Annotated in this window: 23 protein-coding genes and 1 pseudogene; 20 read left to right on the top strand and 4 right to left on the bottom strand. The window is 67.4% G+C overall.

Going from position 1 to position 21,047, the window contains the following annotated elements:
* The first annotated feature begins 183 nt into the window (after nucleotides 1–183).
* Nucleotides 184–1,578 carry a Si-specific NAD(P)(+) transhydrogenase gene (sthA, locus tag AABM56_RS17210; RefSeq protein ID WP_133862791.1) on the top strand — a complete coding sequence of 465 codons (1,395 nt, stop codon included), beginning with the start codon at nucleotides 184–186 and terminating at the stop codon, nucleotides 1,576–1,578.
* 305 nt (nucleotides 1,579–1,883) lie between these two features.
* Here sthA and AABM56_RS17205 read toward each other — a convergent pair whose 3' ends face one another.
* The 3 genes from AABM56_RS17205 to AABM56_RS17195 are packed head-to-tail and all read right to left on the bottom strand — an operon-like array spanning nucleotide 1,884 to nucleotide 3,447.
* A complete protein-coding gene (locus AABM56_RS17205; RefSeq protein ID WP_133862790.1) occupies nucleotides 1,884–2,600 on the bottom strand; it encodes a glycerophosphodiester phosphodiesterase in 717 nt (238 codons plus the stop codon).
* Nucleotides 2,601–2,608: 8 nt separating this feature from the next.
* Nucleotides 2,609–2,899: a phosphodiesterase gene (locus AABM56_RS17200; RefSeq protein WP_133862789.1), complete on the bottom strand. Its 291-nt coding sequence runs from the start codon at nucleotides 2,897–2,899 to the stop codon at nucleotides 2,609–2,611.
* Nucleotides 2,896–3,447, bottom strand: coding sequence for a PilZ domain-containing protein (locus tag AABM56_RS17195; RefSeq protein WP_133862788.1), 552 nt, complete (start codon nucleotides 3,445–3,447; stop codon nucleotides 2,896–2,898). Before AABM56_RS17195 ends, AABM56_RS17200 begins: the two co-directional genes overlap by 4 nt.
* A gap of 107 nt (nucleotides 3,448–3,554) precedes the next feature.
* Here AABM56_RS17195 and AABM56_RS17190 point away from each other — a divergent pair, with 107 nt between their 5' ends.
* The 16 genes and pseudogenes from AABM56_RS17190 to AABM56_RS17115 all read left to right on the top strand — a co-directional run bounded on the left by AABM56_RS17190 (nucleotide 3,555) and on the right by AABM56_RS17115 (nucleotide 17,355).
* Nucleotides 3,555–4,805: a lipoprotein-releasing ABC transporter permease subunit gene (locus tag AABM56_RS17190; RefSeq protein WP_133862787.1), complete on the top strand. Its 1,251-nt coding sequence runs from the start codon at nucleotides 3,555–3,557 to the stop codon at nucleotides 4,803–4,805.
* The gene (lolD, locus tag AABM56_RS17185) at nucleotides 4,798–5,499 is read left to right on the top strand and encodes a lipoprotein-releasing ABC transporter ATP-binding protein LolD (RefSeq protein WP_026083696.1); all 702 of its coding nucleotides are present in this window, start codon (nucleotides 4,798–4,800) and stop codon (nucleotides 5,497–5,499) included. Before AABM56_RS17190 ends, lolD begins: the two co-directional genes overlap by 8 nt.
* Before the next feature lie 7 nt (nucleotides 5,500–5,506).
* Nucleotides 5,507–6,748: a lipoprotein-releasing ABC transporter permease subunit gene (locus AABM56_RS17180; protein WP_133862786.1), complete on the top strand. Its 1,242-nt coding sequence runs from the start codon at nucleotides 5,507–5,509 to the stop codon at nucleotides 6,746–6,748.
* 104 nt (nucleotides 6,749–6,852) lie between these two features.
* Nucleotides 6,853–9,093, top strand: a pseudogene (locus AABM56_RS17175) (DNA internalization-related competence protein ComEC/Rec2).
* Nucleotides 9,094–9,141: 48 nt separating this feature from the next.
* The gene (locus AABM56_RS17170) at nucleotides 9,142–9,777 is read left to right on the top strand and encodes a MotA/TolQ/ExbB proton channel family protein (protein WP_059315847.1); all 636 of its coding nucleotides are present in this window, start codon (nucleotides 9,142–9,144) and stop codon (nucleotides 9,775–9,777) included.
* Nucleotides 9,774–10,214, top strand: coding sequence for a biopolymer transporter ExbD (locus tag AABM56_RS17165; RefSeq protein WP_133862784.1), 441 nt, complete (start codon nucleotides 9,774–9,776; stop codon nucleotides 10,212–10,214). The genes AABM56_RS17170 and AABM56_RS17165 overlap by 4 nt, the downstream gene beginning before the upstream one ends.
* The gene (gene lpxK, locus AABM56_RS17160; protein ID WP_133862783.1) at nucleotides 10,211–11,218 is read left to right on the top strand and encodes a tetraacyldisaccharide 4'-kinase; all 1,008 of its coding nucleotides are present in this window, start codon (nucleotides 10,211–10,213) and stop codon (nucleotides 11,216–11,218) included. The genes AABM56_RS17165 and lpxK overlap by 4 nt, the downstream gene beginning before the upstream one ends.
* 14 nt (nucleotides 11,219–11,232) lie before the next feature.
* Nucleotides 11,233–11,418 carry a Trm112 family protein gene (locus AABM56_RS17155; RefSeq protein ID WP_007162406.1) on the top strand — a complete coding sequence of 62 codons (186 nt, stop codon included), beginning with the start codon at nucleotides 11,233–11,235 and terminating at the stop codon, nucleotides 11,416–11,418.
* Nucleotides 11,415–12,179: a 3-deoxy-manno-octulosonate cytidylyltransferase gene (gene kdsB, locus AABM56_RS17150; protein WP_133862782.1), complete on the top strand. Its 765-nt coding sequence runs from the start codon at nucleotides 11,415–11,417 to the stop codon at nucleotides 12,177–12,179. Before AABM56_RS17155 ends, kdsB begins: the two co-directional genes overlap by 4 nt.
* 6 nt (nucleotides 12,180–12,185) lie before the next feature.
* On the top strand, nucleotides 12,186–12,653 hold the full coding sequence (locus AABM56_RS17145) for a low molecular weight protein-tyrosine-phosphatase (protein WP_263259569.1): 468 nt from the start codon (nucleotides 12,186–12,188) through the stop codon (nucleotides 12,651–12,653).
* Nucleotides 12,643–13,665: a UDP-N-acetylmuramate dehydrogenase gene (gene murB, locus AABM56_RS17140; RefSeq protein ID WP_133862780.1), complete on the top strand. Its 1,023-nt coding sequence runs from the start codon at nucleotides 12,643–12,645 to the stop codon at nucleotides 13,663–13,665. Before AABM56_RS17145 ends, murB begins: the two co-directional genes overlap by 11 nt.
* Nucleotides 13,662–14,240: a ubiquinol-cytochrome c reductase iron-sulfur subunit gene (gene petA / locus AABM56_RS17135; protein WP_347883544.1), complete on the top strand. Its 579-nt coding sequence runs from the start codon at nucleotides 13,662–13,664 to the stop codon at nucleotides 14,238–14,240. Before murB ends, petA begins: the two co-directional genes overlap by 4 nt.
* Nucleotides 14,237–15,430 (top strand): cytochrome bc complex cytochrome b subunit, encoded by a 1,194-nt coding sequence (locus AABM56_RS17130; RefSeq protein WP_133862778.1) that lies wholly within the window; start codon nucleotides 14,237–14,239, stop codon nucleotides 15,428–15,430. The genes petA and AABM56_RS17130 overlap by 4 nt, the downstream gene beginning before the upstream one ends.
* Nucleotides 15,427–16,092: a cytochrome c1 gene (locus tag AABM56_RS17125; RefSeq protein WP_133862777.1), complete on the top strand. Its 666-nt coding sequence runs from the start codon at nucleotides 15,427–15,429 to the stop codon at nucleotides 16,090–16,092. Before AABM56_RS17130 ends, AABM56_RS17125 begins: the two co-directional genes overlap by 4 nt.
* A 232-nt stretch (nucleotides 16,093–16,324) precedes the next feature.
* Complete coding sequence (locus AABM56_RS17120) at nucleotides 16,325–16,939, top strand: glutathione S-transferase N-terminal domain-containing protein (protein ID WP_347883543.1); 615 nt, start codon at nucleotides 16,325–16,327, stop codon at nucleotides 16,937–16,939.
* Between the two features lie 11 nt (nucleotides 16,940–16,950).
* Nucleotides 16,951–17,355: a ClpXP protease specificity-enhancing factor gene (locus tag AABM56_RS17115; protein ID WP_133862775.1), complete on the top strand. Its 405-nt coding sequence runs from the start codon at nucleotides 16,951–16,953 to the stop codon at nucleotides 17,353–17,355.
* Between the two features lie 94 nt (nucleotides 17,356–17,449).
* On the opposite strand, the gene suhB is transcribed toward AABM56_RS17115, so the two are convergent.
* Nucleotides 17,450–18,265, bottom strand: a complete 816-nt coding sequence (suhB, locus tag AABM56_RS17110; protein WP_133862774.1) for an inositol-phosphate phosphatase — start codon at nucleotides 18,263–18,265, stop codon at nucleotides 17,450–17,452.
* Nucleotides 18,266–18,405: 140 nt separating this feature from the next.
* On the opposite strand from suhB, the gene trmJ reads away from it, so the two are divergent.
* From trmJ to AABM56_RS17095, 3 genes are all read left to right on the top strand, one after another.
* Nucleotides 18,406–19,194, top strand: a complete 789-nt coding sequence (trmJ, locus tag AABM56_RS17105) for a tRNA (cytosine(32)/uridine(32)-2'-O)-methyltransferase TrmJ (RefSeq protein ID WP_133862773.1) — start codon at nucleotides 18,406–18,408, stop codon at nucleotides 19,192–19,194.
* An 84-nt stretch (nucleotides 19,195–19,278) separates the two neighbouring features.
* Entirely contained in the window at nucleotides 19,279–19,776 is a 498-nt protein-coding gene (iscR, locus tag AABM56_RS17100) for a Fe-S cluster assembly transcriptional regulator IscR (RefSeq protein ID WP_017639755.1), read from the top strand.
* Nucleotides 19,777–19,807: 31 nt separating this feature from the next.
* Entirely contained in the window at nucleotides 19,808–21,022 is a 1,215-nt protein-coding gene (locus tag AABM56_RS17095) for an IscS subfamily cysteine desulfurase (RefSeq protein WP_309741325.1), read from the top strand.
* Nucleotides 21,023–21,047: the final 25 nt, after the last annotated feature.

Here is a 21,047-nt window from a genome sequence, read left to right as displayed (position 1 = left end):
GCAAGAAAAAACGGGAGCCCACGCGGCTCCCGTTTTCGTTTTGACCGGGTTTTGCGCCACAATAGCGGCCCGTGACAAGAGGTCGTAGCCCCCTGGGGGCGATCTCGCGTCGGACCCGGCCTCGCATGAGGCGGTCCGGCTCCAGCCGTCGCCTGCGGACGGCTAACCTTCTGAGGAGAAAGCATGGCGGTCTATAGCTACGACGTGGTGGTACTGGGTTCGGGACCGGCCGGCGAGGGCGCGGCGATGAACGCCGCCAAGAATGGCCGCCGCGTGGCGGTGGTGGACAATCGCCAGGTGGTCGGCGGCAACTGCACCCACCTGGGCACCATTCCCTCCAAGGCCCTGCGCCATTCGGTCAAGCAGATCATCCAGTTCAACACCAACGAGATGTTCCGCTCCATCGGCGAGCCGCGCTGGTTCTCCTTTCCCGACGTGCTGCGCAGCGCCGAGCGGGTGATCGCCCGGCAGGTGTCGTCTCGTACCGGCTACTACGCGCGCAACCGGGTCGACCTGTTCTTCGGCACCGCCAGCTTCGCCGACGACAACACCATCGAGATCGTCAACCTGCGCGGTGACCTGGAGCGCCTGGTGGCCAAGCAGGTCGTCATCGCCACCGGTTCGCGTCCCTATCGCCCGGTGGACGTGGACTTCAGCCATCCGCGCATCTACGACAGCGACACCATCCTGTCGCTGACCCATACCCCGCGCCGGCTGATCATCTACGGCGCCGGGGTGATCGGCAGCGAATACGCCTCCATCTTCAGCGGCCTCGGCGTGCTGGTGGACCTGATCGACAACCGCGACCAGCTGCTCAGCTTCCTCGACGACGAAATCTCCGACGCCCTGAGTTATCACCTGCAGAACAACAATGTGCTCATTCGCCACAACGAGGAGTACGAGCGCATCGAAGGCCAGGAAAACGGCGTCGTCCTGCATCTGAAGTCCGGCAAGAAGCTGCGCGCCGATGCCCTGCTGTGGTGTAACGGCCGGACCGGCAATACCGACCAGCTGGGCCTGCAGAACGTGGGCATCTCGGTCAACAGCCGGGGCCAGGTCACCGTCGACGAGAACTACCGGACCTCGGTCGCCAACATCTATGCGGCGGGCGACGTCATCGGCTGGCCAAGCCTGGCCAGTGCCGCCTACGACCAGGGGCGTTCGGCGTCGGACAACATCCTGCACGACAACAATGGGCGGGTGGTCAACGACATCCCCACCGGCATCTACACCATTCCCGAGATCAGTTCGCTGGGCAAGACCGAGCGCGAGCTGACCCAGGAAAAGGTGCCCTACGAGGTTGGCAAGGCCTTCTTCAAGAGCATGGCGCGGGCGCAGATCTCCGGCGAACCGGTGGGCATGCTGAAGATCCTTTTCCACCGCGAGACCCTGCAGGTGCTGGGCGTGCACTGCTTCGGCGACCAGGCGTCGGAGATCCTGCACATCGGCCAGGCGATCATGAACCAGGAAGGTGCGGCGAACAGCATCCGCTATTTCGTCAACACCACCTTCAACTACCCGACCATGGCCGAGGCCTACCGGGTGGCGGCCTTCGATGGGTTGAATCGGCTGTTCTGAGTCGGCCTAGGTTGGGCGGACGGAGGCAAATGTCCGCTCGGCTAGCCCCCTCTCCCCTCGGGAGAGGGCTGGGGTGAGGGTACCCCCGTAGCAGCCTCCAGTGGAAAAGGCTGCGCCGTTTTCCACGCTACGGTTCTGCGTCGGCTTATATCGCGGCCATGGCGGTCCGCCGATGCGGCCGCTCCTACGGTAACGTTCGTGCCTGTAGGAGCGGCCCATGGCCGCGATGGCCAGATTTGGCTTTCGTAGGTTGGGTTGAGCGCAGCGAAGCCCAACACGTCCCGGGCTTCGACCTGCGCCAGCGCCTACCCCAACGTCCGTCGTGCCAGGCTCGGGAAGTCGGTGATCAGGCTGTCCGCGCCGAAGTCGGCCAGGCGGCGCATCAGGCTGGCGTCGTTCACCGTCCAGACCGAGACGTGCAAGCCCTGGCGCTGGGCCTTGAGCAGCCGCTCCGGGGTGCACAGCGTCCAGTTCAGCGCCAGCAGGTGGCAGTCGTAGTGAGCGGCCACCTTGAGCGGATCCAGCCAGGCGTACTCCGCCACCAGCCCACGCGCCAGATGCGGCGTATCGCGCTGCAGGGCGCGCAGGACCTCGCGCGAGGCGCTGGTCACGGTGATCCTGTCCTGCAGGCCGAATTCCTCGACCAGCTGGGCGATGGCCCTGACGGTCTGCGCCGCCCGCACCCGCGAGGCGCTCTTCACCTCCAGCTGCCAGTGTTCGAAGGCGCACTTCTCGAACAATTCGCGCAGGGTCGGAATGGGGCAGGGGCGTGGCCAGACCGGGCCGCCTTGGCGGGCATCCAGGGCGACCAGATCGGCGACGGCCTTTTCGCTGACCTTGCCGCCTCGCCCGGTGGTACGTTTCAGGGTCGGGTCATGAATCACCACCAGCTCGCCGTCCCGGGAGAGGTGCAGATCCAGTTCGCAGCGCCGGACGCCCAGCTCCAGGCACAGCTCGAAACCGGCCAGGGTATTTTCCGGTGCTTCGCCGCGGGCACCGCGGTGTCCGTAAATGAGGGTCATGGGGGCTCCTAGGGTGACTGGACCGGGCGCCGCGGTTCACGGACCGCGTCCAGCACCCGATCGTTTTCGAAATAGACGCTGAAATCTCTGTAGTCCCAGCGGCGAATCGCCGGGCGTCCGACCGGAGGATGCTCCTGGTCGGGCAGGCCGAAGCGCTCCAGAACCTGGCTGCGACTGTCGCCGCGCAGGGGCAGCGGGGTACTGCCATCGCCCTGCTGGCCCAGCGGGATCTGCAGGGTCTCGGCCCAGCCGGGCAGGGCGATACCGAGCAGCAAGGCCGCCAGCCAGGGGCGTTTCACGCCTCGTCTCCACGGTCGGCGCGGCGTACCCGGGCCTGCTGACGCAGGACATGGCGCGCCAGCAACTGGCGCTGGGCGTCTTCCAGGTCGATGAAGCTGGTGCCGATCTCGTACCCGCCGGCCACGGCCTGGCAACCGGTCACCTCCGCCAGCACCTGCAGGCCCAGGCCTTGGGGCGGCAATGCCATGCGCAGGTCGAGTCGGGTGCCCAGGGTGTAGGGCTCGGCATCGACGAAGGCCAGGCCGCCCTCGGACAGCACCACGTCGCGGGTGGCGCCGCTGTCGTGCAGCAGATTCCAAGTAAAGGCCTGGCCGAGCAGGTCCAGGCGCTTGTTCACCAGGCGCAGGCAGGCGGTGACGGCGCGGTCGCGCTCGTCCAGATTGCGCAGCAGGTGACGGGATTCGAATTCCAGCTGATGCAGTTCGCTCAGGAGTGCGAACAAGGGCGCGGTCTCGCCGGGGACCCCGTCGGCAGGGCTGATTTGCAGTGCGATACGGTCGGTGATGCGATAGTATTCCCGCCGTTCACGCGCGTCTGGGGTGGTCATGTCGGGCCGCTCCGTGGGTGATGGCCCCGAGTGTAGCCGGCGAGCCGGCACGGTGTCGCCGTCCAACCCGCAGGGCGCCTACGTCTTTCCGCCGTGCAAGCGAGCCTATGTTCAGACCCCTGCCGATCTACCTTGGCCTGCGTTACGTCCGCGCCAAGCGCCGCAACCATTTCGTCTCCTTCATCTCGCTCACCTCCATGATCGGCCTGGCCCTCGGCGTGGTCGTCATGATCGTGGTGCTGTCGGTCATGAACGGCTTCGATCGCGAGATGCGCGATCGCGTCCTCGGCATGATTCCCCATGCCACGGTGGAGTCCTACCAGCCGGTGCCCGACTGGCGCAGCGTGCGCGAGCTGGCGCTGCAGAACAGCCAGGTGGCCGCGGTGGCGCCCTTCACCCAGTTGCAGGGCATGCTGGCCCACGACAAGGCGGTGCAGACGGTGTTGCTCAACGCCATCGATCCGGCCGAGGAGCCCAAGGTCTCGATCATCCCCAGCTTCATGCGCGAGGGCCGGCTCGACGACCTCAAGCCGGGTGAATTCGGCATCATCATCGGTTCCCTGGCCGCCGAGAAACTGGGCGTGAAGGTTGGCGACAAGCTCACCTACATCGCCCCGGAAGTGGCCGTGACCCCCGCCGGCATGTTTCCGCGCATGAAGAGATTCACCGTGGTGGGCATCTTCAGCGTCGGCGCCGGCGAGCTGGACGGCTCGGTGGGCCTGATCGACATCGAAGACGCCGCGCGGCTGCAGCGCTGGCCGGCGAACGCGGTGCAGGGCGTGCGCCTCAAGCTGCACGACCTGTTCCAGGCGCCGGACGTGTCCTGGAACATCGCTCGCCAGCTGCCGGGCAAGGACTGGTACGCCCGCGACTGGACCCGGACTCACGGCAATCTCTACCAGGCCATCGGCATGGAAAAGACCATGATCGGCCTGCTGCTGCTGCTGATCGTCGCCGTGGCCGCCTTCAACATCGTCTCCACCCTGGTGATGGTGGTGACCGACAAGAAATCCGACATCGCCATCCTGCGCACCCTGGGCGCCACGCCCCGGCAGATCATGGCGGTGTTCATGGTCCAGGGGACCTTCATCGGCGTCATCGGCACCGCCATCGGCTGCCTGCTGGGCGTGCTCGCCGCGCTCAATGTCAGTGCCGCCCTGGCCTGGGTGCAACGGATCACCGGGCACCAGTTCCTCAACGCCGAGGTGTATTTCATCGACTACCTGCCGGCGCAGCTGCAGCTGCACGACGTTCTGCTGGTCTGCGGCGCGTCCTTCGCCCTGAGCTTCCTGGCCACGCTCTATCCCTCCTGGAGCGCCGCCCGTACCCAACCCGCCGAGGCCCTGCGTTATGAATGATCGAGCCGTTTTGCGTTGCCAGGACCTGGGCAAGCGCTACGAGGAAGGCCCCCAGACCGTCGAGGTGCTGAGCAACGTCCAGCTGACCCTGCAACCGGGCGAGCGGGTATCCATCGTCGGCAGTTCGGGGTCCGGCAAGACCACCCTGCTGAATCTGCTTGGCGGCCTCGACACCCCCAGCAGCGGCAGTGTCTGGCTCGATGGCGAGGAGCTGTCGGCGCTGAACGAGAAGGCCCGTGGCCTCTTGCGCAATCGCGCCATGGGCTTCGTCTACCAGTTCCACCACCTGCTGCCCGAATTCAGCGCCCTGGAAAACGTCTGCATGCCGCTGCTGATCGGCAAGGCCTCCATCGGCGAAGCCCGCGAGCGCGCCGCCAAGTTGCTGGAGCGGGTCGGTCTCGGTCATCGTCTGGGCCACAAGCCGGCCGAGCTGTCCGGTGGCGAGCGCCAGCGCGTGGCCATCGCCCGGGCGCTGGTCAACCAGCCCAAGCTGGTACTGCTCGACGAACCCACCGGCAACCTCGACCAGCACACCGCCCACGGCATCCAGGACCTGATGCTGGAGCTGTCCACCTCGCTGCGCACCGCCTTCCTGGTGGTGACCCACGACCAGGTGCTGGCTGGCCAGATGGACCGGATGCTGCGCCTGGACGAAGGCCATCTGGTCGACGCCACGCCGGCCCGGCAGGTCTGAGGTCGCCATGTTCAGACCGCTTTCGCTGTTCATCGGCCTGAGATACACCCGCGCCAAGCGGCGCAAGTCGTTCATCTCCTTCTTCTCGCTGGTTTCCATGTTCGGCCTGGCACTGGGCGTGCTGGCCATGATCCTGGTGCTGTCGGTGATGAACGGCTTCCAGGAAGAAATGCGCGGCCGCATCCTCGGCATGGTGCCCCATGCCTTCATCAGTGGTGCCCAGCCGCTGGACGACTGGCGCCCGCTGGCGGCCAAGGCCGAGCAGCAGCCCCATGTGCTGGCGGCGGTGCCCTATACCCAGTTGCAGGGCATGCTTTCGGTACGGGGTCGCATGCAGCCGCTGCTGGTGGACGGCATCGATCCGGCCCAGGAAAAGCGCGTGTCCATCGTCGGCGAACGCATGACCCAGGGCAGTCTCGACGCCCTCAAGCCCGGTGAGTTCGGCATCGTGCTGGGCGAGATCGCCGCGCGGCGTTTCCAGCTGGAGCTGGGCAGCCAGGTCACGGTGATCATCCCCGAGGTCGGTGCCACCGGCAGCATCACCCCGCGGCTACGGCGCTTCACCGTGGTCGGTACCTTCAAGGTCGGCGCCGAGCTGGATGCCTCCCTGGCCCTGATCAACGTCGCCGATGCCGCCCCGCTCAAGGGCTGGCAGCCGGGCCAGGTGGAAAGCATCCGCCTGGCGCTGGACGATCTGTTCCAGGCGCCGCGCATCTCCCGCGATGTGGCCAAGGCCCTCGGCGACGGCTACCAGGCGCGTGACTGGACGATCTCCCAGGGCAGTCTGTTCCAGGCCATGCAGATGGAAAAGACCATGATCGGCCTGTTGCTCCTGCTGATCGTCGCCGTGGCCGCCTTCAACATCATCGCCACCCTCATCATGGTGGTGGCCGACAAGAAGGCCGATATCGCCATCCTGCGCACCCTGGGTGCCACGCCCGGGCAGATCATGGCGGTGTTCATGGTGCAGGGCACGGTGATCGGCCTGGTCGGTACCCTGATCGGCGGCGTGCTGGGCGTCATCGCGGCACTCAACGTCAGCAGCTGGATCGCCGCCCTGGAGCACCTGGTCGGCCACAAGCTGTTTGGTGGTGACATGTACTTCATCAGCAACCTGCCGTCGCGGCTGGAGCTGGAAGACGTGGTGCTGATCGCCGTGGCCGCCCTGAGCATGAGTTTCCTGGCGACCCTCTATCCCGCCTGGCGCGCCTCGCGCACCTCACCGGCCGAAGCCCTGCGCTACGACTGATCTCCTGCCGGGCCAGGCGGCGCTACGCCCCTGGCTCTACGGCGTCCAAGCTGCTCTAATCCGCGCTTCCGAAGCCCTTTCGGCTCTCCAAGGATGGAGTCCTGATGCGCGCCGCTCTGCTGTCCTTCGCCCTGGGCGTGCTGCTCCTGCGCGCCTTCGCCACACTGCCGTCGCTATCCCTGCTGGCGGCCCTCGCGGCGGTGGAACTGGTGCTCCTGTTCACCCGCTTCCTGGCGCTCGGTGCCTTCGGGCTGGGCCTGGCCTGGGCGCTGCTCAATGGTCACTGGGCGCTGGACGATCGCCTGGATCCGACGCTGGAGCAGCGGGTGCTGTGGATCGACGGCGAGATCAGCGGCCTGCCCACGGTGGAGGCCGACTCGGTGGGTTTCGTGCTCGCCGGGGCAACCAGCCGCCGCGCGCTGAAGCTGCCGGCGCGGATCCGCCTGAGCTGGCACGGCGGGCCGCGCCCACTGCCCGGCGAACGCTGGCGCCTGGCCGCGGAGCTGCGCGGCCCCGCGGGTCTGGTCAACCCCCTCGGGCAGGATCGCGAAGCCTGGCTGCTGGCCCAGGGCATAGGCGCCACCGGCAGCGTCAAGGATGGCCAGCGCCTGGCCGCCGCCAGTGGCCTGGCGACCTGGCGCGACGGCATCCGGCAATACCTGCAGACGCGGGATCCGGCGGGGCAGGGTGGGCTGCTCGCCGCCCTGGTGGTGGGCTACGGCTCGGGTATCACCGCTGCCCAGTGGCAGCTGTTCCAGGACACCGGCACCGTGCACCTGATGGTGATCTCCGGGCAGCACATCGGCCTGATCGCCCTGGGCGTCTATGCCGGGGTGGTCCTTCTGGCACGCCGTGGTCTCTGGCCGCGTCAACTGCCCTGGCGCCTGTCCGCGGCGGTGCTGACGATCGCCACCGCACTGGGCTACGGACTGCTGGCCGGCTTCGAGGTGCCGGTGCAGCGGGCCTGCGTCATGGTCACCCTGGGCCTGCTCTGGCAACTCAGGCGCCAGCAGGTGCGGCTGGCGGACGCCGTGCTGCTGGCCCTGGCACTGGTGCTGGCCGCCAATCCGCTGGTCAGTCTGCTGCCCGGGTTCTGGCTGTCCTTTGGCGCCGTGCTGTTGCTGCTGTGGAGCTTTGCCGGCCGCCTGGGCCGACTGCCCTGGTGGCTCACCCTCGGGCGCGCCCAGTGGTGCATGGCCGTGGGCCTGGCGCCGCTGCTCCTGGCGCTGGGCCTGCCCCTGAGTCCGAGCGGCCCGCTGGCCAATGCCCTGGCCGTGCCACTGATGGACCTGGCCATCGTGCCCCTGGCGCTGGCAGGGACCCTGCTGTCCCTGCTCTGGTCGCCGCTGGGGATTCCGGCCTTGCTGCTGGCGGGTGGCCTGCTGCAGGGACTGCTCTGGCTGCTGAGCGGATTAGCGCACCTGGCTGCGGCCTGGCAGCCGGTCCTCGCGCCCACCTGGGCGCTGTGGCTGGCAGGGCTGGGGGCGCTGCTGGCGCTACTGCCCGCGGGTGTGCCGCTAAGAGGCTTCGGCGCGCTGCTGATGCTGCCGGGGCTGTTTCCCCCGCCGCCGGTACCCGCGGAGGGGCTGGCGCGGATCACCGTGCTGGACGTGGGGTAGGGCCTGGCGGTGCTGGTGCGCACCCGCGACCATGCGCTGCTCTACGACGCCGGTCCGCGCCAGGGTAGCTATGACAGCGGCGCCCGGGTCGTCCTGCCCAACCTGCAGGCTCTCCGCATCGGTGCCCTGGACGTCATGCTGCTCAGTCATGCCGATGCCGACCACGCCGGCGGTGCGCCGGCCGTGGCCAGGGGACTGCCGCCAGGGCAGGTACTCAGTGGCGAGGCGGGTCGGCTCACGCCGGAATTGCACGCGCGGGACTGCACGGACGGCGCCGAGTGGCGCTGGAACGAGGTTGTCTTCACCACCTGGTGGCACCCCGCGGCGGATTCCAATGCCTCCTCCTGCGTGCTCAGCGTCGCCGCGAGGGGCGAGCGCCTGCTGCTGACCGGCGACATCGATGCCCGCCGTGAAGCGGAGCTGGTGGCCAGCGGGGTACCGCTGGCGGCGGAGTGGCTGGTCGCTCCGCACCATGGCAGTCGCAGCGGTTCCAGCGCCGCCTTCATCGACGCCGTCCAGCCGCGCGGCGTACTGATCTCCCGGGGGCTGAACAATCGCTATGGCCATCCCCATCCCCAGGTGCTGGCGCGCTATCGCGAGCGCGGCGTGCTGCCCTACGACACCGCCGCGCTGGGCGCCCTGAGCTGGACCCTCGGTCGCTGGGAGGTACCACACGGGCAGCGCCAGGTGCGGCATTGGTGGCGGATAGCCCCGCCGACACCCTGAGGCGTTCGTGCTAGAGTGGCCGCATTTTGCGGCAGGGGTAACGCTCTCGTGTTCGAAATGGTCAAAGCTGGCGGCTGGATGATGCTGCCAATCATCCTCAGTTCCATCCTGGCCACGGCCATCATCGCCGAGCGGCTGTGGACCCTGAGACGCAGCCGGGTCGCACCGCCGACGCTGCTCGCCCAGGTCTGGCGCTGGATCCAGGACAAGCAGCTCAATGCCGAGCGGCTGCGCGAATTGCGCGCCGGATCGCCCCTGGGCGACATCCTCGCCGCGGGCCTGACCAACTCCCGTCACGGCCGCGACATCATGAAGGAAGCCATCGAGGAAGCCGGCAGCCGCGTGGTGCACGACCTCGAGCGCTATCTCAACACCCTCGGCAGCATCGCCGCCCTGGCACCCCTGATGGGCCTGCTGGGCACGGTGTTCGGCATGATCGACATCTTCAGCGCCTTCATGAACGACGGCATGGCCAATGCGCCCATCCTCGCCGGCGGCATCTCCAAGGCCCTGGTCACCACCGCCACCGGCCTGCTGGTGGCGATTCCCGCGGTGTTCTTCCATCGCTACCTGCTGCGACGGGTCGATGAGCTGGTGGTCGGAATGGAGCAGGAAGCGGTCAAGCTGGTGGACATCCTCCACGGCGATCGCGAGGTGGACGTCCGCGAAGGGGCTCCGGCGTGAAATTCCGTCGCCGCGCCGGGGGCGCCGCCCGCGAAGAGGTCTACATCAACCTGGCCTCCTTCATCGACGTCATCTTCGTCCTGCTGCTGTTCTTCGTGGTGACCGCGACCTTCAGCAAGCCCAGCCAGCTGAAGATCGAACTGCCCGAGGCCGACAGCGCCGCGGCGGCCGCCAACCAGGCCAAGACCCTGGAAATCAGCATCACCGCCGAAGGCCAGATGGCGCTCAACGGCCAGACCCTGGCGCGCAACGACCTGACCGGCCTGACCACCGCGCTGCAGCGTGAATCCGGCGGCGACAACAGCCTGCCGCTGGTGATCACCGCCGATGGCCGCGCGACCCACCAGTCGGTGGTCATGGCCATGGACGCTGCCGGCAAGCTGGGTTTCAGCCAGTTGCGCATCACCACCCTCGAGGCCCAGGCGAAGCGTCCGTGAGCCTGGGCGAGCGCCTGGTTCGCGCCTGGTACCAGGGGCATCCGGCCCTGGGCCTGCTGACGCCGCTCGAAGCCCTCTATCGCCAGATCGCTCGGCGCAAGCGCCAGCGTTTCCTGGCGGGGCAGGGCAGCATCCATCGCGCGCCGGTGCCGGTCATCGTGGTGGGCAATCTCACCGTCGGCGGTACCGGCAAGACGCCCATGATCCTCTGGCTGATCGGCCACCTGCGCGCGCGCGGGCTGAGGGTCGGGGTGGTCAGCCGAGGCTATGGCGCCACGCCGCCGAGTCTACCCTGGCGGGTGCGGGCCACCGACACCGCCGCCGTCGCCGGCGACGAGCCGCTGCTGATCGTGCAGCGCACCGGGGTGGCCCTGGTCACGGATCCCGATCGTGGGCGCGCCGTCGAACGCCTGCTCGCCGAGGAGCGGCTCGATATCATTCTCAGCGACGACGGCCTGCAGCACTATCGCCTGGCCCGCGACCTGGAACTGGTGATGGTCGATGCGGCGCGCGGCTTCGGCAATGGCCACTGCCTGCCGGCCGGGCCGCTGCGCGAACCCCTGGAGCGGCTGGCCGAGGTGGACGCCGTGATCCACAACGGCGCCACTGTCGATCCTGCCGACGGCTACGGCCTGACCCTGCAGCCCAGCGCCCTGGTCAATCTGCGCAGCGGCGAGACGCGATCGCTGGATTTCTTTCCCCCGGGGCAGCGCCTGCACGCCCTGGCCGGCATCGGCAACCCCGGCCGTTTCTTCGCCACCCTCGAAGGACTACACTGGCAGCCGTTGCCCCATGCCTTCGCCGATCACGCCACCTACAGCGCGGCAGAGCTGGCCTTCACCCCGGCACTGCCGCTGGTGATGACCGAGAAGGACGCGGTCAAGTGCCGGTCCTTCGCCACCGCCGACTGGTGGTACCTGGCGGTGGACGCCCAGCCCTCGGCCGCCTTCGTCGCCTGGCTGGATGGGCGTCTCGACCGGCTCCTGCCCGAACACTCTCACTGACGGAATCTTCGCCCATGGATCTCAAGCTGCTGGACATCCTCGCCTGCCCCCTGACCAAGAGCCCGCTGATCTTGAGCGACGACAAGACCGAGCTCATCAGCAAGGCCGCCGGCCTGGCCTTCCCGATTCGCGACGGCATCCCGGTGATGCTGGAAAGCGAGGCGCGCATCATCACCACGGACGAGCGTCTGGACAAATGAGCACCGCGTTCACCGTCGTCATCCCGGCGCGGCTCGCCAGCACCCGACTGCCCAACAAGCCGCTGCTCGACATCGCCGGCAAGCCGATGATCCAGCACGTCTGGGAGCAGGCCCGGCGCAGTGGCGCCGAGCAGGTAGTGGTGGCGACCGACCACGACGACATCCTGCGTGCCTGCGAAGGCTTTGGCGCCCGGGTCCTGCTGACCCGTGCCGACCATGCCTCGGGCACCGATCGCCTGGCCGAGGTGGCCGAGCTGCTCGGCCTGGCCGCTGACGCCCTGGTGGTCAACGTCCAGGGCGACGAGCCGCTGATACCACCGGCGGTGATCGACCAGGTGGCCAATAATCTCGCTGCCCATCCCGAAGCCGGCGTGGCCACCCTGGCCGAGCCGATCGCGGACGTCGACAGCCTGTTCAATCCCAATGTGGTCAAGGTGAGCACCGACCTGAACGGCCTGGCGCTGACCTTCAGCCGGGCGCCGCTGCCCTGGGCGCGCAATGCCTTCGCCGCTGATCGCGCGCAGCTGCCCCAGGGCTTTCCCTACCGCCGCCACATCGGCATCTACGCCTATCGCGCCGGCTTCCTCGCCGATTTCGTCAGCTGGGGTCCCTGCGCCCTGGAAGAGACCGAAGCCTTGGAGCAATTGCGCGCCCTCTGGCACGGCGTGCGTATCCATGTCGCCGATGCCCTGGAAGCGCCCCAGGCCGGCGTGGATACCCGAGAAGATCTCGAGCGCGTCAGACGCCTGCTGGGAGCCTAGATGACCCTGCGCATCCTGTTCGTCTGCATGGGCAACATCTGCCGTTCGCCCACCGCCGAAGGCATCCTCAGGGCCAAGCTGGACGCCGCCGGCCTGACCGAGGTGGTGGAGCTGGATTCGGCCGGCACCGGTGACTGGCATGTCGGCAAGGCCCCGGATCCCCGTGCCATCCAGGCCGCGGCGGGTCGCGGCTATGCCATCGGTGACCTGCGCGCGCGTCAGGTCGCCGAGGATGATTTCCAGCGTTTCGACCTGATCCTGGCCATGGACCAGGACAACCTCGCCTGGCTGGAACAGCTGCGCCCGGATGAAGGCGCCGTGCCCGAACTCTTCCTGGCGCGCCAGGGCCTGGCGGTGGACGAGGTGCCGGATCCCTATTACGGCGGTGCAGTCGGCTTCGAGCGGGTCCTCGACCTGCTGGAAAGCGCCTGCGATGGCCTGGTCGCCGAGGTGGCTGCCCGTCATGGTCGCTGAGCTGCAACAGCAGGTCCCCCTGCAAGGCCTCAACACCTTCGGCCTGGTGGCGCAAGCCGATCGCTATCTGGAAGCCGCCAGCGACGCCGAGGTCCGCGCGGCCCTGGCGTTGGCCCGGCAACTGGACGTGCCCCTGCGGGTGCTGGGCGGTGGCAGCAACCTGGTCCTGCCCGAACGGGTCGAGGGTCTGGTGCTGCGGTTGACGTCCCGCGGCATTCGTCTGCTGGCGGAGGAGGGCGATGCCCTGCTGGTGGAAGCCGAAGCCGGCGAGCCCTGGCATCCCTTCGTCATGGCCACCCTGGCCAATGGCTGGTACGGGCTGGAAAATCTCAGCCTGATCCCAGGCACCGTGGGCGCCTCACCGATCCAGAACATCGGCGCCTATGGCGTCGAACTGAAGGACAGATGCGCCGGGGTCACGGCACTCGATCGCCACAGCGGCGAGCTCCATGACCTCGGCCCGGCCGATTGCGCCTTCGCCTATCGCGAGAGTCGCTTCAAGGCCGAGGCCGGGCGCTGGATCGTGCTGCGGGTACGCTTCCGGCTCAGTCGCAAGCCGCAGCTGGTGCTGGACTATGGTCCGGTACGCCAGGCGCTCAACGCGGCGGGCGTCACGCAGCCAACGCCCGAAGCCGTCAGCGCGGCCATCTGCAGCATTCGCCGGAGCAAGCTGCCCGACCCTGCGGTGCTGGGCAATGCCGGCAGCTTCTTCAAGAATCCGGTGGTGACCGCCGCCGAAGCCGCAGCTCTGCATGAGCGCTATCCAGGCCTGCCGATCTATCCCCAGGCCGATGGCAGCGTCAAGCTGGCCGCTGGCTGGCTGATCGATCAGGCCGGCTGGCGCGGCCATCGCGACGGCGCCGTGGGGGTGCATGCCGCCCAGGCGCTGGTGCTGGTCAACTTCGGTGGCGCCCGCAGTCGCGACGTCCTGGCCCTGGCCGAGCGCATCCGCGCCTCGGTGCGCGAGCGCTTCGGCGTGACGCTGGAGATGGAGCCGGGAAGCCTGACGTGACCGCTGACGCCCCCGATGCCCAACGCCGTCGCCTGCTGATCGCCACCACCTCCGCCGTCGGCGGTCTGGGCCTGGCGGCGGGCAGCGTGCCCTTCGTCTGCGCCCTGCGGCCCAGTCGGTCGGCGGAGGTGGCGGCGGCGCCGGTCGAGGTGGATCTCCAGGCCTTGCGCGAAGGCGAGCAACTCACGGTGCAATGGCGTGGCCAGCCGGTCTGCGTCCTGCGCCGCAGCGCGGCGGACCAGGCCCGCCTGCTGACCGACGAGGCAGGGCTGGCCGACCCGGATTCCCGGGAATCCAGCCAGCCACCCTATGTCGATCCGCGCCTGAGATCGCGGCGGCCGGACATCTTCGTCGTCACCGCGATCTGCACCCACCTGGGCTGCATTCCCTCCCTGGCACCAGGCGCGGCGGACCGGGACGGGGGCTATCTCTGTCCCTGCCATGGCTCCCACTTCGATCTCGCCGGGCGGGTCTATCGTGACCAGCCGGCACCGCTGAATCTGGCCGTGCCGCCCCATCATTTTCGCGGCGACAATCTGCTGGTGATCGGCAGCGACGAGGAGGGCGCGACATGAGCAACGACGAGCCCGGCTGGCTGGAGCGACGGCTGCCCCTGGGCGCCTTCTGGCGCCGGCACTTCAGTGACTACCGGGTGCCGCGCAATCTCAACGTCTTCTACCTGTTCGGCTCGCTGCTGCTCTTCATCCTGGCGCTGCAGGTGCTGACCGGACTCTGGCTGCTGTTCGGCTATGAGCCGACGGTGAAGGGCGCCTTCGCCTCGGTCCAGCTGTTCATGCGCGAGGTGCCCTTCGGCTGGCTGATCCGCTACCTGCACGCGGTGGGCGCCTCGGCGCTGTTCGTCTGCCTCTACCTGCACATGCTGCGCGGCCTGCTCTATGGCTCCTGTCGGGCGCCGCGCGAGCTGGTCTGGAGCTTTGGCGTGCTGCTCTACCTGCTCCTGCTGGCCCAGGCCTTCTTTGGCTATCTGCTACCCTGGGGGCAACTCTCCTACTGGGGCGCCCAGGTGTCTCTGAGCGCGGTCGAGGCGCTGCCCCTGGTGGGCCCGACCCTGGCCGATCTGCTGCGCGGCGGGGTGGTGCTGTCCGACGCCACCCTGCGGCGCTTCCAGGCCCTGCATGTGGTCGGGCTGCCGCTGCTGATCCTTGCGCTGGTGAGCCTGCACGTCGTCGCCCTGCGCCAGACCGGCTCGAACAACCCCGAGGGTGACGAGCGCGATGTCCGAGGTGCAGCCGGGGTGCCTTTCCATCCCTATCTGACGCTCAAGGACCTCTGTGGTCTGGCAGTCTTCCTGCTGGTGTTTCTCGCCGTGGTGCTGCTGGCGCCGGACCTGGGCGGACTGGTGCTGGAACCGGCCAACCAGCAGCCGGCCGATCCGCTGGTGACCCCTGCGCACATCGCCCCGCCCTGGTACCTGTCGCCCTTCTATGCGCTGCTGCGGGCGGTGCCGAGCAAGGCCGGCGGTCTCGGCCTGGCGGCTCTGGCCATCGCCCTGCTGTTCGTGCTGCCCTGGCTGGATCGCAGCGCGGCCCGCTCGATCCGCCACAAGGCCTGGCCGGCGCGGCTGGGGCTGTACCTGGTCTGCCTGGCCTTTGTCGCCCTGGGAATACTGGGCGTGGTCGCGCTGACCGATGGGCGTCTGTGGCTGGCGCGCCTGGCCGCGGGTGTCTATTTCATCGGCCTGCTGGGCATGCCCTGGTACAGTCGGCTGGGTCGTCCGCGTGCCTCCGCGGAGTCCCGGTCATGAGTCGCGGGCTGCTGCTGGGCCTGCTTCTGCTGTGCAGCGGTCTGGCCATCGGTGCCGACGGTGATCCCCGGGCTGGGGCCATCAGCTTCGGCCGCTATTGCCTGGCCTGTCATGGCCAGGAGTACCAGCGCTTCGACCGGGTCGCCGCCGATCTGCACCTGGACCTCGCCAGCTGGGCGCCCGGACGCACTGTCAGCGCGCCCATGCTCGGCCTGCTCAAGCCCGAGGATGCCCGGCGTGCCTTCGGCAGCGTGCCGCCGGATCTCACTCTGATCGCCGCGGTGCGCGGCGAGGCCTGGCTGCGCGCCTTCCTGCAGGAGTTCTACGTGGCGCCCGGGCGGCCACTCGGGGTCGACAACCTCAGGGCGCCCGGCACCCGCATGCCCGATGTTCTGGCCGCCTTGCGCGGCCGCCAGGTGCGCGACTGCAGCGCGGGACGTTGCGTGCTGCGTCTGGAACCCGGCAGCGGCGCCCAGACGCCCGAACAGTTCGCCCGTACCGTCGACGATCTGGTCGCCTACCTCGGCTATTCGGCGGCGCCGGAACGTAGTCTGGCCTGGCGCCTCGCGCCCTGGGTGCTGGGCTATCTGCTGCTGTTCGCCGTCCTGGCCTTCCGGCTCAAGCGCGAATTCTGGCGGCGATTGCCCGACAGTGAGCGATGAGACGGAGGCTTGTCTGAAAAGTAGCCGAGCGAAGGTAAGGCAGGGCAAAAATCAGCGAGGAAGCGGACCGGGCTCGCGCTCGAGTTTGCAAAGGGTAAATGAGCATTCCGAGCTGATTTTTAACGCAGCATCACCGATGCGCAGGCAGTTTTTAGACAAAGCCTAGGTCTCGGGCGGCAAGGTGCGAGATAATCCCGCCTTTGCAGCTTCGCCCCCAACGGGGGAGGGACCCATGGGCGCCATAACCCGCCTGACCTGTTTCCATGATGCCGAGGATCACTACAGCCACCGGATCCGTCTGATCCTGGCGGAAAAGAACGTCGAGGGCGAGCTGATCGCCGTACGCCGTGGCGAATGCCCGCGGCAGCTGGCCGAGCACAATCCCTATGGCACCGTGCCGACGCTGATGGATCGCGACCTGGTGCTCTATGGCACCGAGGTGCTCATGGAGTATCTCGAGGAGCGCTATCCGCACCCGCCGCTGTTGCCGGCCTATCCGGTCACCCGCGGTCAGTCACGGCTGCTGATGCACCGCATCGGGCGCGACTGGTGCACCCTGGTGGACGCCATCCTGCAGGCGGCGCCGGGCGCCGACCTCGCCGCCGCGCGCAAGGAATTGCGCGAGAGCCTGACCGGCGTGGCGCCGATCTTCGCGGAAAAACCCTTTTTCCTGAGCGACGACTTTTCCCTGGTGGACTGTTGCCTGCTCCCCCTCCTGTGGCGACTGCCGCGCCTGGGCATCGAATTGCCCCGGGCCGCCAAGCCGCTGCAGGACTACATGGATCGCATGTTCGCGCGCGACAGTTTCCGATCCAGTCTTTCGGTCACCGAGCGTGAGATGCGCTAGAGGAGAACCCCATGAATTCCAGTCGCCCCTACCTGGTCCGCGCGCTCTACGAGTGGATCGTGGACAACGACTGCACGCCCCATCTGCTGGTCAATGCCGACTACGCCGAGGTGCGCGTGCCGCCGGGCTATGCCAACGACGGCCAGATCGTGCTGAACGCCTCGCCCAGTGCCGTGCGTGACCTGCACATGGACAACGAAGCCGTGAGCTTCAACGGTCGCTTCGGCGGCGTGGCCTACAACCTCTATGTCCCGATCGGCGCCATCCTGGCCATCTATGCCCGGGAGAACGGCCAGGGCATGGTCTTCGACAGCGAGCCCACCCCGCCGGATGACCAGGGTCCCGACAGCGGCGGCAGCAAGCCCGAGGCACCCAAGCCGGCACCGGCGCGGCCGAGTCTGAAAGTGGTCAAGTGAGCCCTGACGGCCTGCCGCGGAGTCTCGCTGCGGCAGGCAGGAAAAAGCCCCTGTCGGCGCTGCCGGCAGGGGCTTTTTCGTAAGCCAGGTGAACTCAGCGCTTGAGCGAGGCCGGCAGGTGCGGCTGGATCTGCGTCAGCAGGCCACGGAAGCACTTGGGGTTGCCGGCGACGATGTGGCCCTTCTCGAGGAAGTCGTGGCCGCCATTGAAGTCACCGATCAGGCCACCGGCTTCCTGGACCAGCAGAGCGCCTGCGGCCATGTCCCATTCCGACAGCCCCATTTCCCAGAAGGCGTCGAAACGACCGGCGGCGACATAGGCCAGGTCCAGCGCGGCGGAGCCGGCGCGGCGGATGCCGGCGGTCTGGCCGATCAGGCTGCGAAACATGCCCAGGTAGTTGTCCAGGTGGTCGACGTCATTGGCGCGGAAGGGGAAGCCGGTACCCAGCAGGGCACCTTCCAGGCTGCGCCGATTGGTGACACGGATGCGCCGGCCGTTCAGGGCGGCGCCGCGGCCACGGCTGGCGGTGAATTCTTCCTGGCGCACCGGATCCAGCACCACGGCGTGTTCCAGGCGGCCCTTGTACTTGCAGGCGATGCTGACCGAGAAATGCGGGACGCCACGCAGGAAGTTGGTGGTGCCATCCAGCGGATCGACGACCCAGACGTAGTCGGCGCCTTCGCCTTCGCCCGCCAGGTAGCCGGATTCCTCACCGTAGAAACCATGAGTGGGGTAGGCCTTGCGCAGGGTGGCGAGGATGGTCTGCTCGGCGGCTCGGTCGACTTCGGAGACGAAGTCGTTGGCGCCTTTTTCATCGACGGCGATCACGTCCAGGCGCTCAATCGAACGGAAAATCAGTTCACCGGCGCTGCGGGCCGCGCGCAGTGCGATGTTCAGCATGGGCTGCATGGATAAATCACCTGGGTTGTATAAGGAAAGCCGGCAATGATAGCAGACTTCGCGGCGCTGGAAGGGGTATTCGTGGCCAGCGGGCGCGTGTGGGCGTAGTATACGGCGCCGATTTCCCGCGTCCGCTCGAGGATAGCCACGTGCTGAATAACATCCGCGTCGTTCTGGTCAATACCAGCCATCCCGGCAACATCGGCGGTGCCGCCCGGGCAATGAAGAACATGGGCCTGTCGCGCCTCTATCTGGTCGATCCCGAGGACTTTCCCAGTGGCGAGGCCAATGCCCGCGCCTCCGGGGCCAATGACGTGCTCGACGCCGCCATTGTGGTCGATACCCTGGAAGAAGCCCTGACCGGCTGCAGCCTGGTGCTGGGCACCAGTGCCCGCGATCGCCGCATCCCCTGGCCGCTGCTCGATCCGCGGGAATGCGCGACTACCTCCCTGGCCCAGGTGGAGCAGGGCGGCGAGGTGGCCCTGGTATTCGGGCGCGAGTATGCCGGCCTGACCAACGAAGAGTTGCAGCGCTGCCACTACCACGTGCACATCCCCTCCGATCCGGCGTTCGGCTCCCTCAATCTCGCTGCGGCGGTCCAGGTGCTGGTGTACGAGGTGCGCATGGCCTGGCTGGCGGCGCAGAACCAGCCGACCAAGATGAACAAGGTCGAGGCCACCGCCATGCTCAACACCCAGCCGGTGACGGTGGAAGAGCTGGAGCTCTATTACGAGCACCTGGAGCAGACCCTGGTGGAGATCGGCTTCCTCGATCCGGCCAAGCCGCGCCACCTGATGAGTCGCTTGCGGCGCCTCTATGGCCGGGCCGGCATCAGCAAGCTGGAGATGAACATCCTGCGTGGCATCCTGACCGAAACCCAGAAGGCTGCCCGCGGCGAATCCCACCTGCGGACTATCCCGCCGATAGATAATGCCTGAGTGATTTGGTTGGTTTTATAGTTGACCTTTTTTGTCGGGAATCCGATAATCGAGGTCATCCGATGCAACCCGCTCGAGTTCGTCATGAGACTGACCACCAAAGGCCGCTATGCCGTAACCGCCATGCTCGACCTGGCGCTGCACGCCCAGCGGGGCCCGGTGTCGCTGGCCGACATTTCCGAGCGGCAGGGCATTTCGCTGTCCTATCTGGAGCAGCTGTTTGCCCGGCTGCGCCGCGGTGCGCTGGTCAACAGCGTACGCGGCCCCGGCGGCGGCTATCAGCTAGCGCGCGACATGGGCGGTATCCATGTGGCCCAGGTGATCGATGCCGTCAACGAATCCGTGGATGCCACCCGCTGTCAGGGCGGTGGGGGCTGTCACCAGGGTGATACCTGCCTGACCCACCACCTCTGGTGCGACCTGAGCGATCAGATCCACACCTTTTTGAGTGGCATCACCCTGGCCGACCTGGTCGCCCGCAACGAGATCCAGCAGGTGGCCAAGCGTCAGGACACCAAGGCCTGTGCCAGCAAGCAATCGCCCTTAGCGGTCGAAAAAATCGAAGCGTCCACCATCGACTGAGCAGAGACGCCCGTCTGATTAGGAGTAACCGATGAAATTGCCGATCTACCTAGACTATTCCGCCACCACGCCCGTCGATCCGCGCGTCGCTCAGAAGATGAGCGAGTGCCTGCTGGTGGACGGCAACTTTGGCAACCCCGCATCGCGCTCCCACCTGTTCGGCTGGAAGGCCGAGGAAGCCGTGGAAAACGCCCGTCGTCAGGTGGCCGAACTGGTCAACGCCGACCCGCGCGAGATCGTCTGGACCTCCGGTGCCACCGAGTCCGACAACCTCGCCATCAAGGGCGCCGCGCACTTCTACCAGAACAAGGGCAAGCACCTGATCACCTCCAAGATCGAGCACAAGGCGGTGTTGGACACCACCCGCCAGCTCGAGCGCGAAGGCTTCGAGGTCACCTATCTCGAGCCGGGCGAAGACGGCCTGATCACCCCCGACATGGTCGAGGCGGCCCTGCGTGACGACACCACCCTGGTGTCCATCATGCACGTCAACAACGAGATCGGTACCGTCAATGACATCGCCGCCATCGGCGAGCTGACCCGCTCCCGTGGCGTGCTCTTCCACGTCGACGCGGCCCAGTCCACCGGCAAGGTCGAGATCGATCTGGAAAAGCTCAAGGTCGACATGATGTCCTTCTCGGCGCACAAGACCTATGGTCCCAAGGGCATTGGCGCCCTCTACGTCCGTCGCAAGCCGCGCGTGCGTATCGAGGCCCAGACCCACGGTGGCGGCCATGAGCGTGGCATGCGTTCGGGCACCCTGGCGACCCACCAGATCGTCGGCATGGGCGAAGCCTTCCGCATCGCCAAGGAAGAGATGGTCCAGGAAAATACCCGCATCAAGGCCCTGAGCGATCGCTTCTACCGGCAGTTCGAAGGCCTGGAAGAGGTCTACCTGAACGGCAGCCTGATCCATCGTGTACCGCACAACCTGAACCTGAGCTTCAACTACGTCGAAGGCGAGTCGCTGATCATGGCGCTCAAGGATCTGGCGGTCTCGTCCGGTTCGGCCTGTACCTCGGCGTCCCTGGAGCCGTCCTACGTCCTGCGCGCCCTGGGCCGCAACGACGAGCTGGCGCACAGCTCCATTCGCTTTACCTTCGGTCGCTTCACCACCGAAGAAGACGTTGACTACGCCGCGAGCAAGGTCACCGAAGCCGTCAACAAGTTGCGCGAATTGTCTCCGCTGTGGGACATGTTCAAAGAAGGCGTAGACCTGAGTCAGGTCGAGTGGCAAGCCCACTGACCCACCCTGATAAGCGAGGATTGAA

This window comes from Pseudomonas aestiva (genome assembly GCF_039908605.1).
Classification (GTDB): domain Bacteria; phylum Pseudomonadota; class Gammaproteobacteria; order Pseudomonadales; family Pseudomonadaceae; genus Chryseomonas; species Chryseomonas aestiva.
This window is presented reverse-complemented; position numbering and strand designations above follow the sequence as displayed.

Bases quoted from the DNA above. Each gene is read 5' to 3' on its own strand.
- AABM56_RS17115 (WP_133862775.1), top strand. From the start codon at position 16,951: ATGAATTCCAGTCGCCCCTACCTGGTCCGCGCGCTCTACGAGTGGATC.
- AABM56_RS17180 (WP_133862786.1), top strand. From the start codon at position 5,507: ATGTTCAGACCGCTTTCGCTGTTCATCGGCCTGAGATACACCCGCGCC.
- AABM56_RS17190 (WP_133862787.1), top strand. From the start codon at position 3,555: ATGTTCAGACCCCTGCCGATCTACCTTGGCCTGCGTTACGTCCGCGCC.
- lolD (WP_026083696.1), top strand. From the start codon at position 4,798: ATGAATGATCGAGCCGTTTTGCGTTGCCAGGACCTGGGCAAGCGCTAC.
- kdsB (WP_133862782.1), top strand. From the start codon at position 11,415: ATGAGCACCGCGTTCACCGTCGTCATCCCGGCGCGGCTCGCCAGCACC.
- AABM56_RS17130 (WP_133862778.1), top strand. From the start codon at position 14,237: ATGAGCAACGACGAGCCCGGCTGGCTGGAGCGACGGCTGCCCCTGGGC.
- AABM56_RS17125 (WP_133862777.1), top strand. From the start codon at position 15,427: ATGAGTCGCGGGCTGCTGCTGGGCCTGCTTCTGCTGTGCAGCGGTCTG.
- AABM56_RS17095 (WP_309741325.1), top strand. From the start codon at position 19,808: ATGAAATTGCCGATCTACCTAGACTATTCCGCCACCACGCCCGTCGAT.
- AABM56_RS17120 (WP_347883543.1), top strand. From the start codon at position 16,325: ATGGGCGCCATAACCCGCCTGACCTGTTTCCATGATGCCGAGGATCAC.
- iscR (WP_017639755.1), top strand. From the start codon at position 19,279: ATGAGACTGACCACCAAAGGCCGCTATGCCGTAACCGCCATGCTCGAC.
- AABM56_RS17195 (WP_133862788.1), bottom strand. From the start codon at position 3,447: ATGACCACCCCAGACGCGCGTGAACGGCGGGAATACTATCGCATCACC.
- suhB (WP_133862774.1), bottom strand. From the start codon at position 18,265: ATGCAGCCCATGCTGAACATCGCACTGCGCGCGGCCCGCAGCGCCGGT.
- AABM56_RS17155 (WP_007162406.1), top strand. From the start codon at position 11,233: ATGGATCTCAAGCTGCTGGACATCCTCGCCTGCCCCCTGACCAAGAGC.
- AABM56_RS17205 (WP_133862790.1), bottom strand. From the start codon at position 2,600: ATGACCCTCATTTACGGACACCGCGGTGCCCGCGGCGAAGCACCGGAA.
- murB (WP_133862780.1), top strand. From the start codon at position 12,643: ATGGTCGCTGAGCTGCAACAGCAGGTCCCCCTGCAAGGCCTCAACACC.
- sthA (WP_133862791.1), top strand. From the start codon at position 184: ATGGCGGTCTATAGCTACGACGTGGTGGTACTGGGTTCGGGACCGGCC.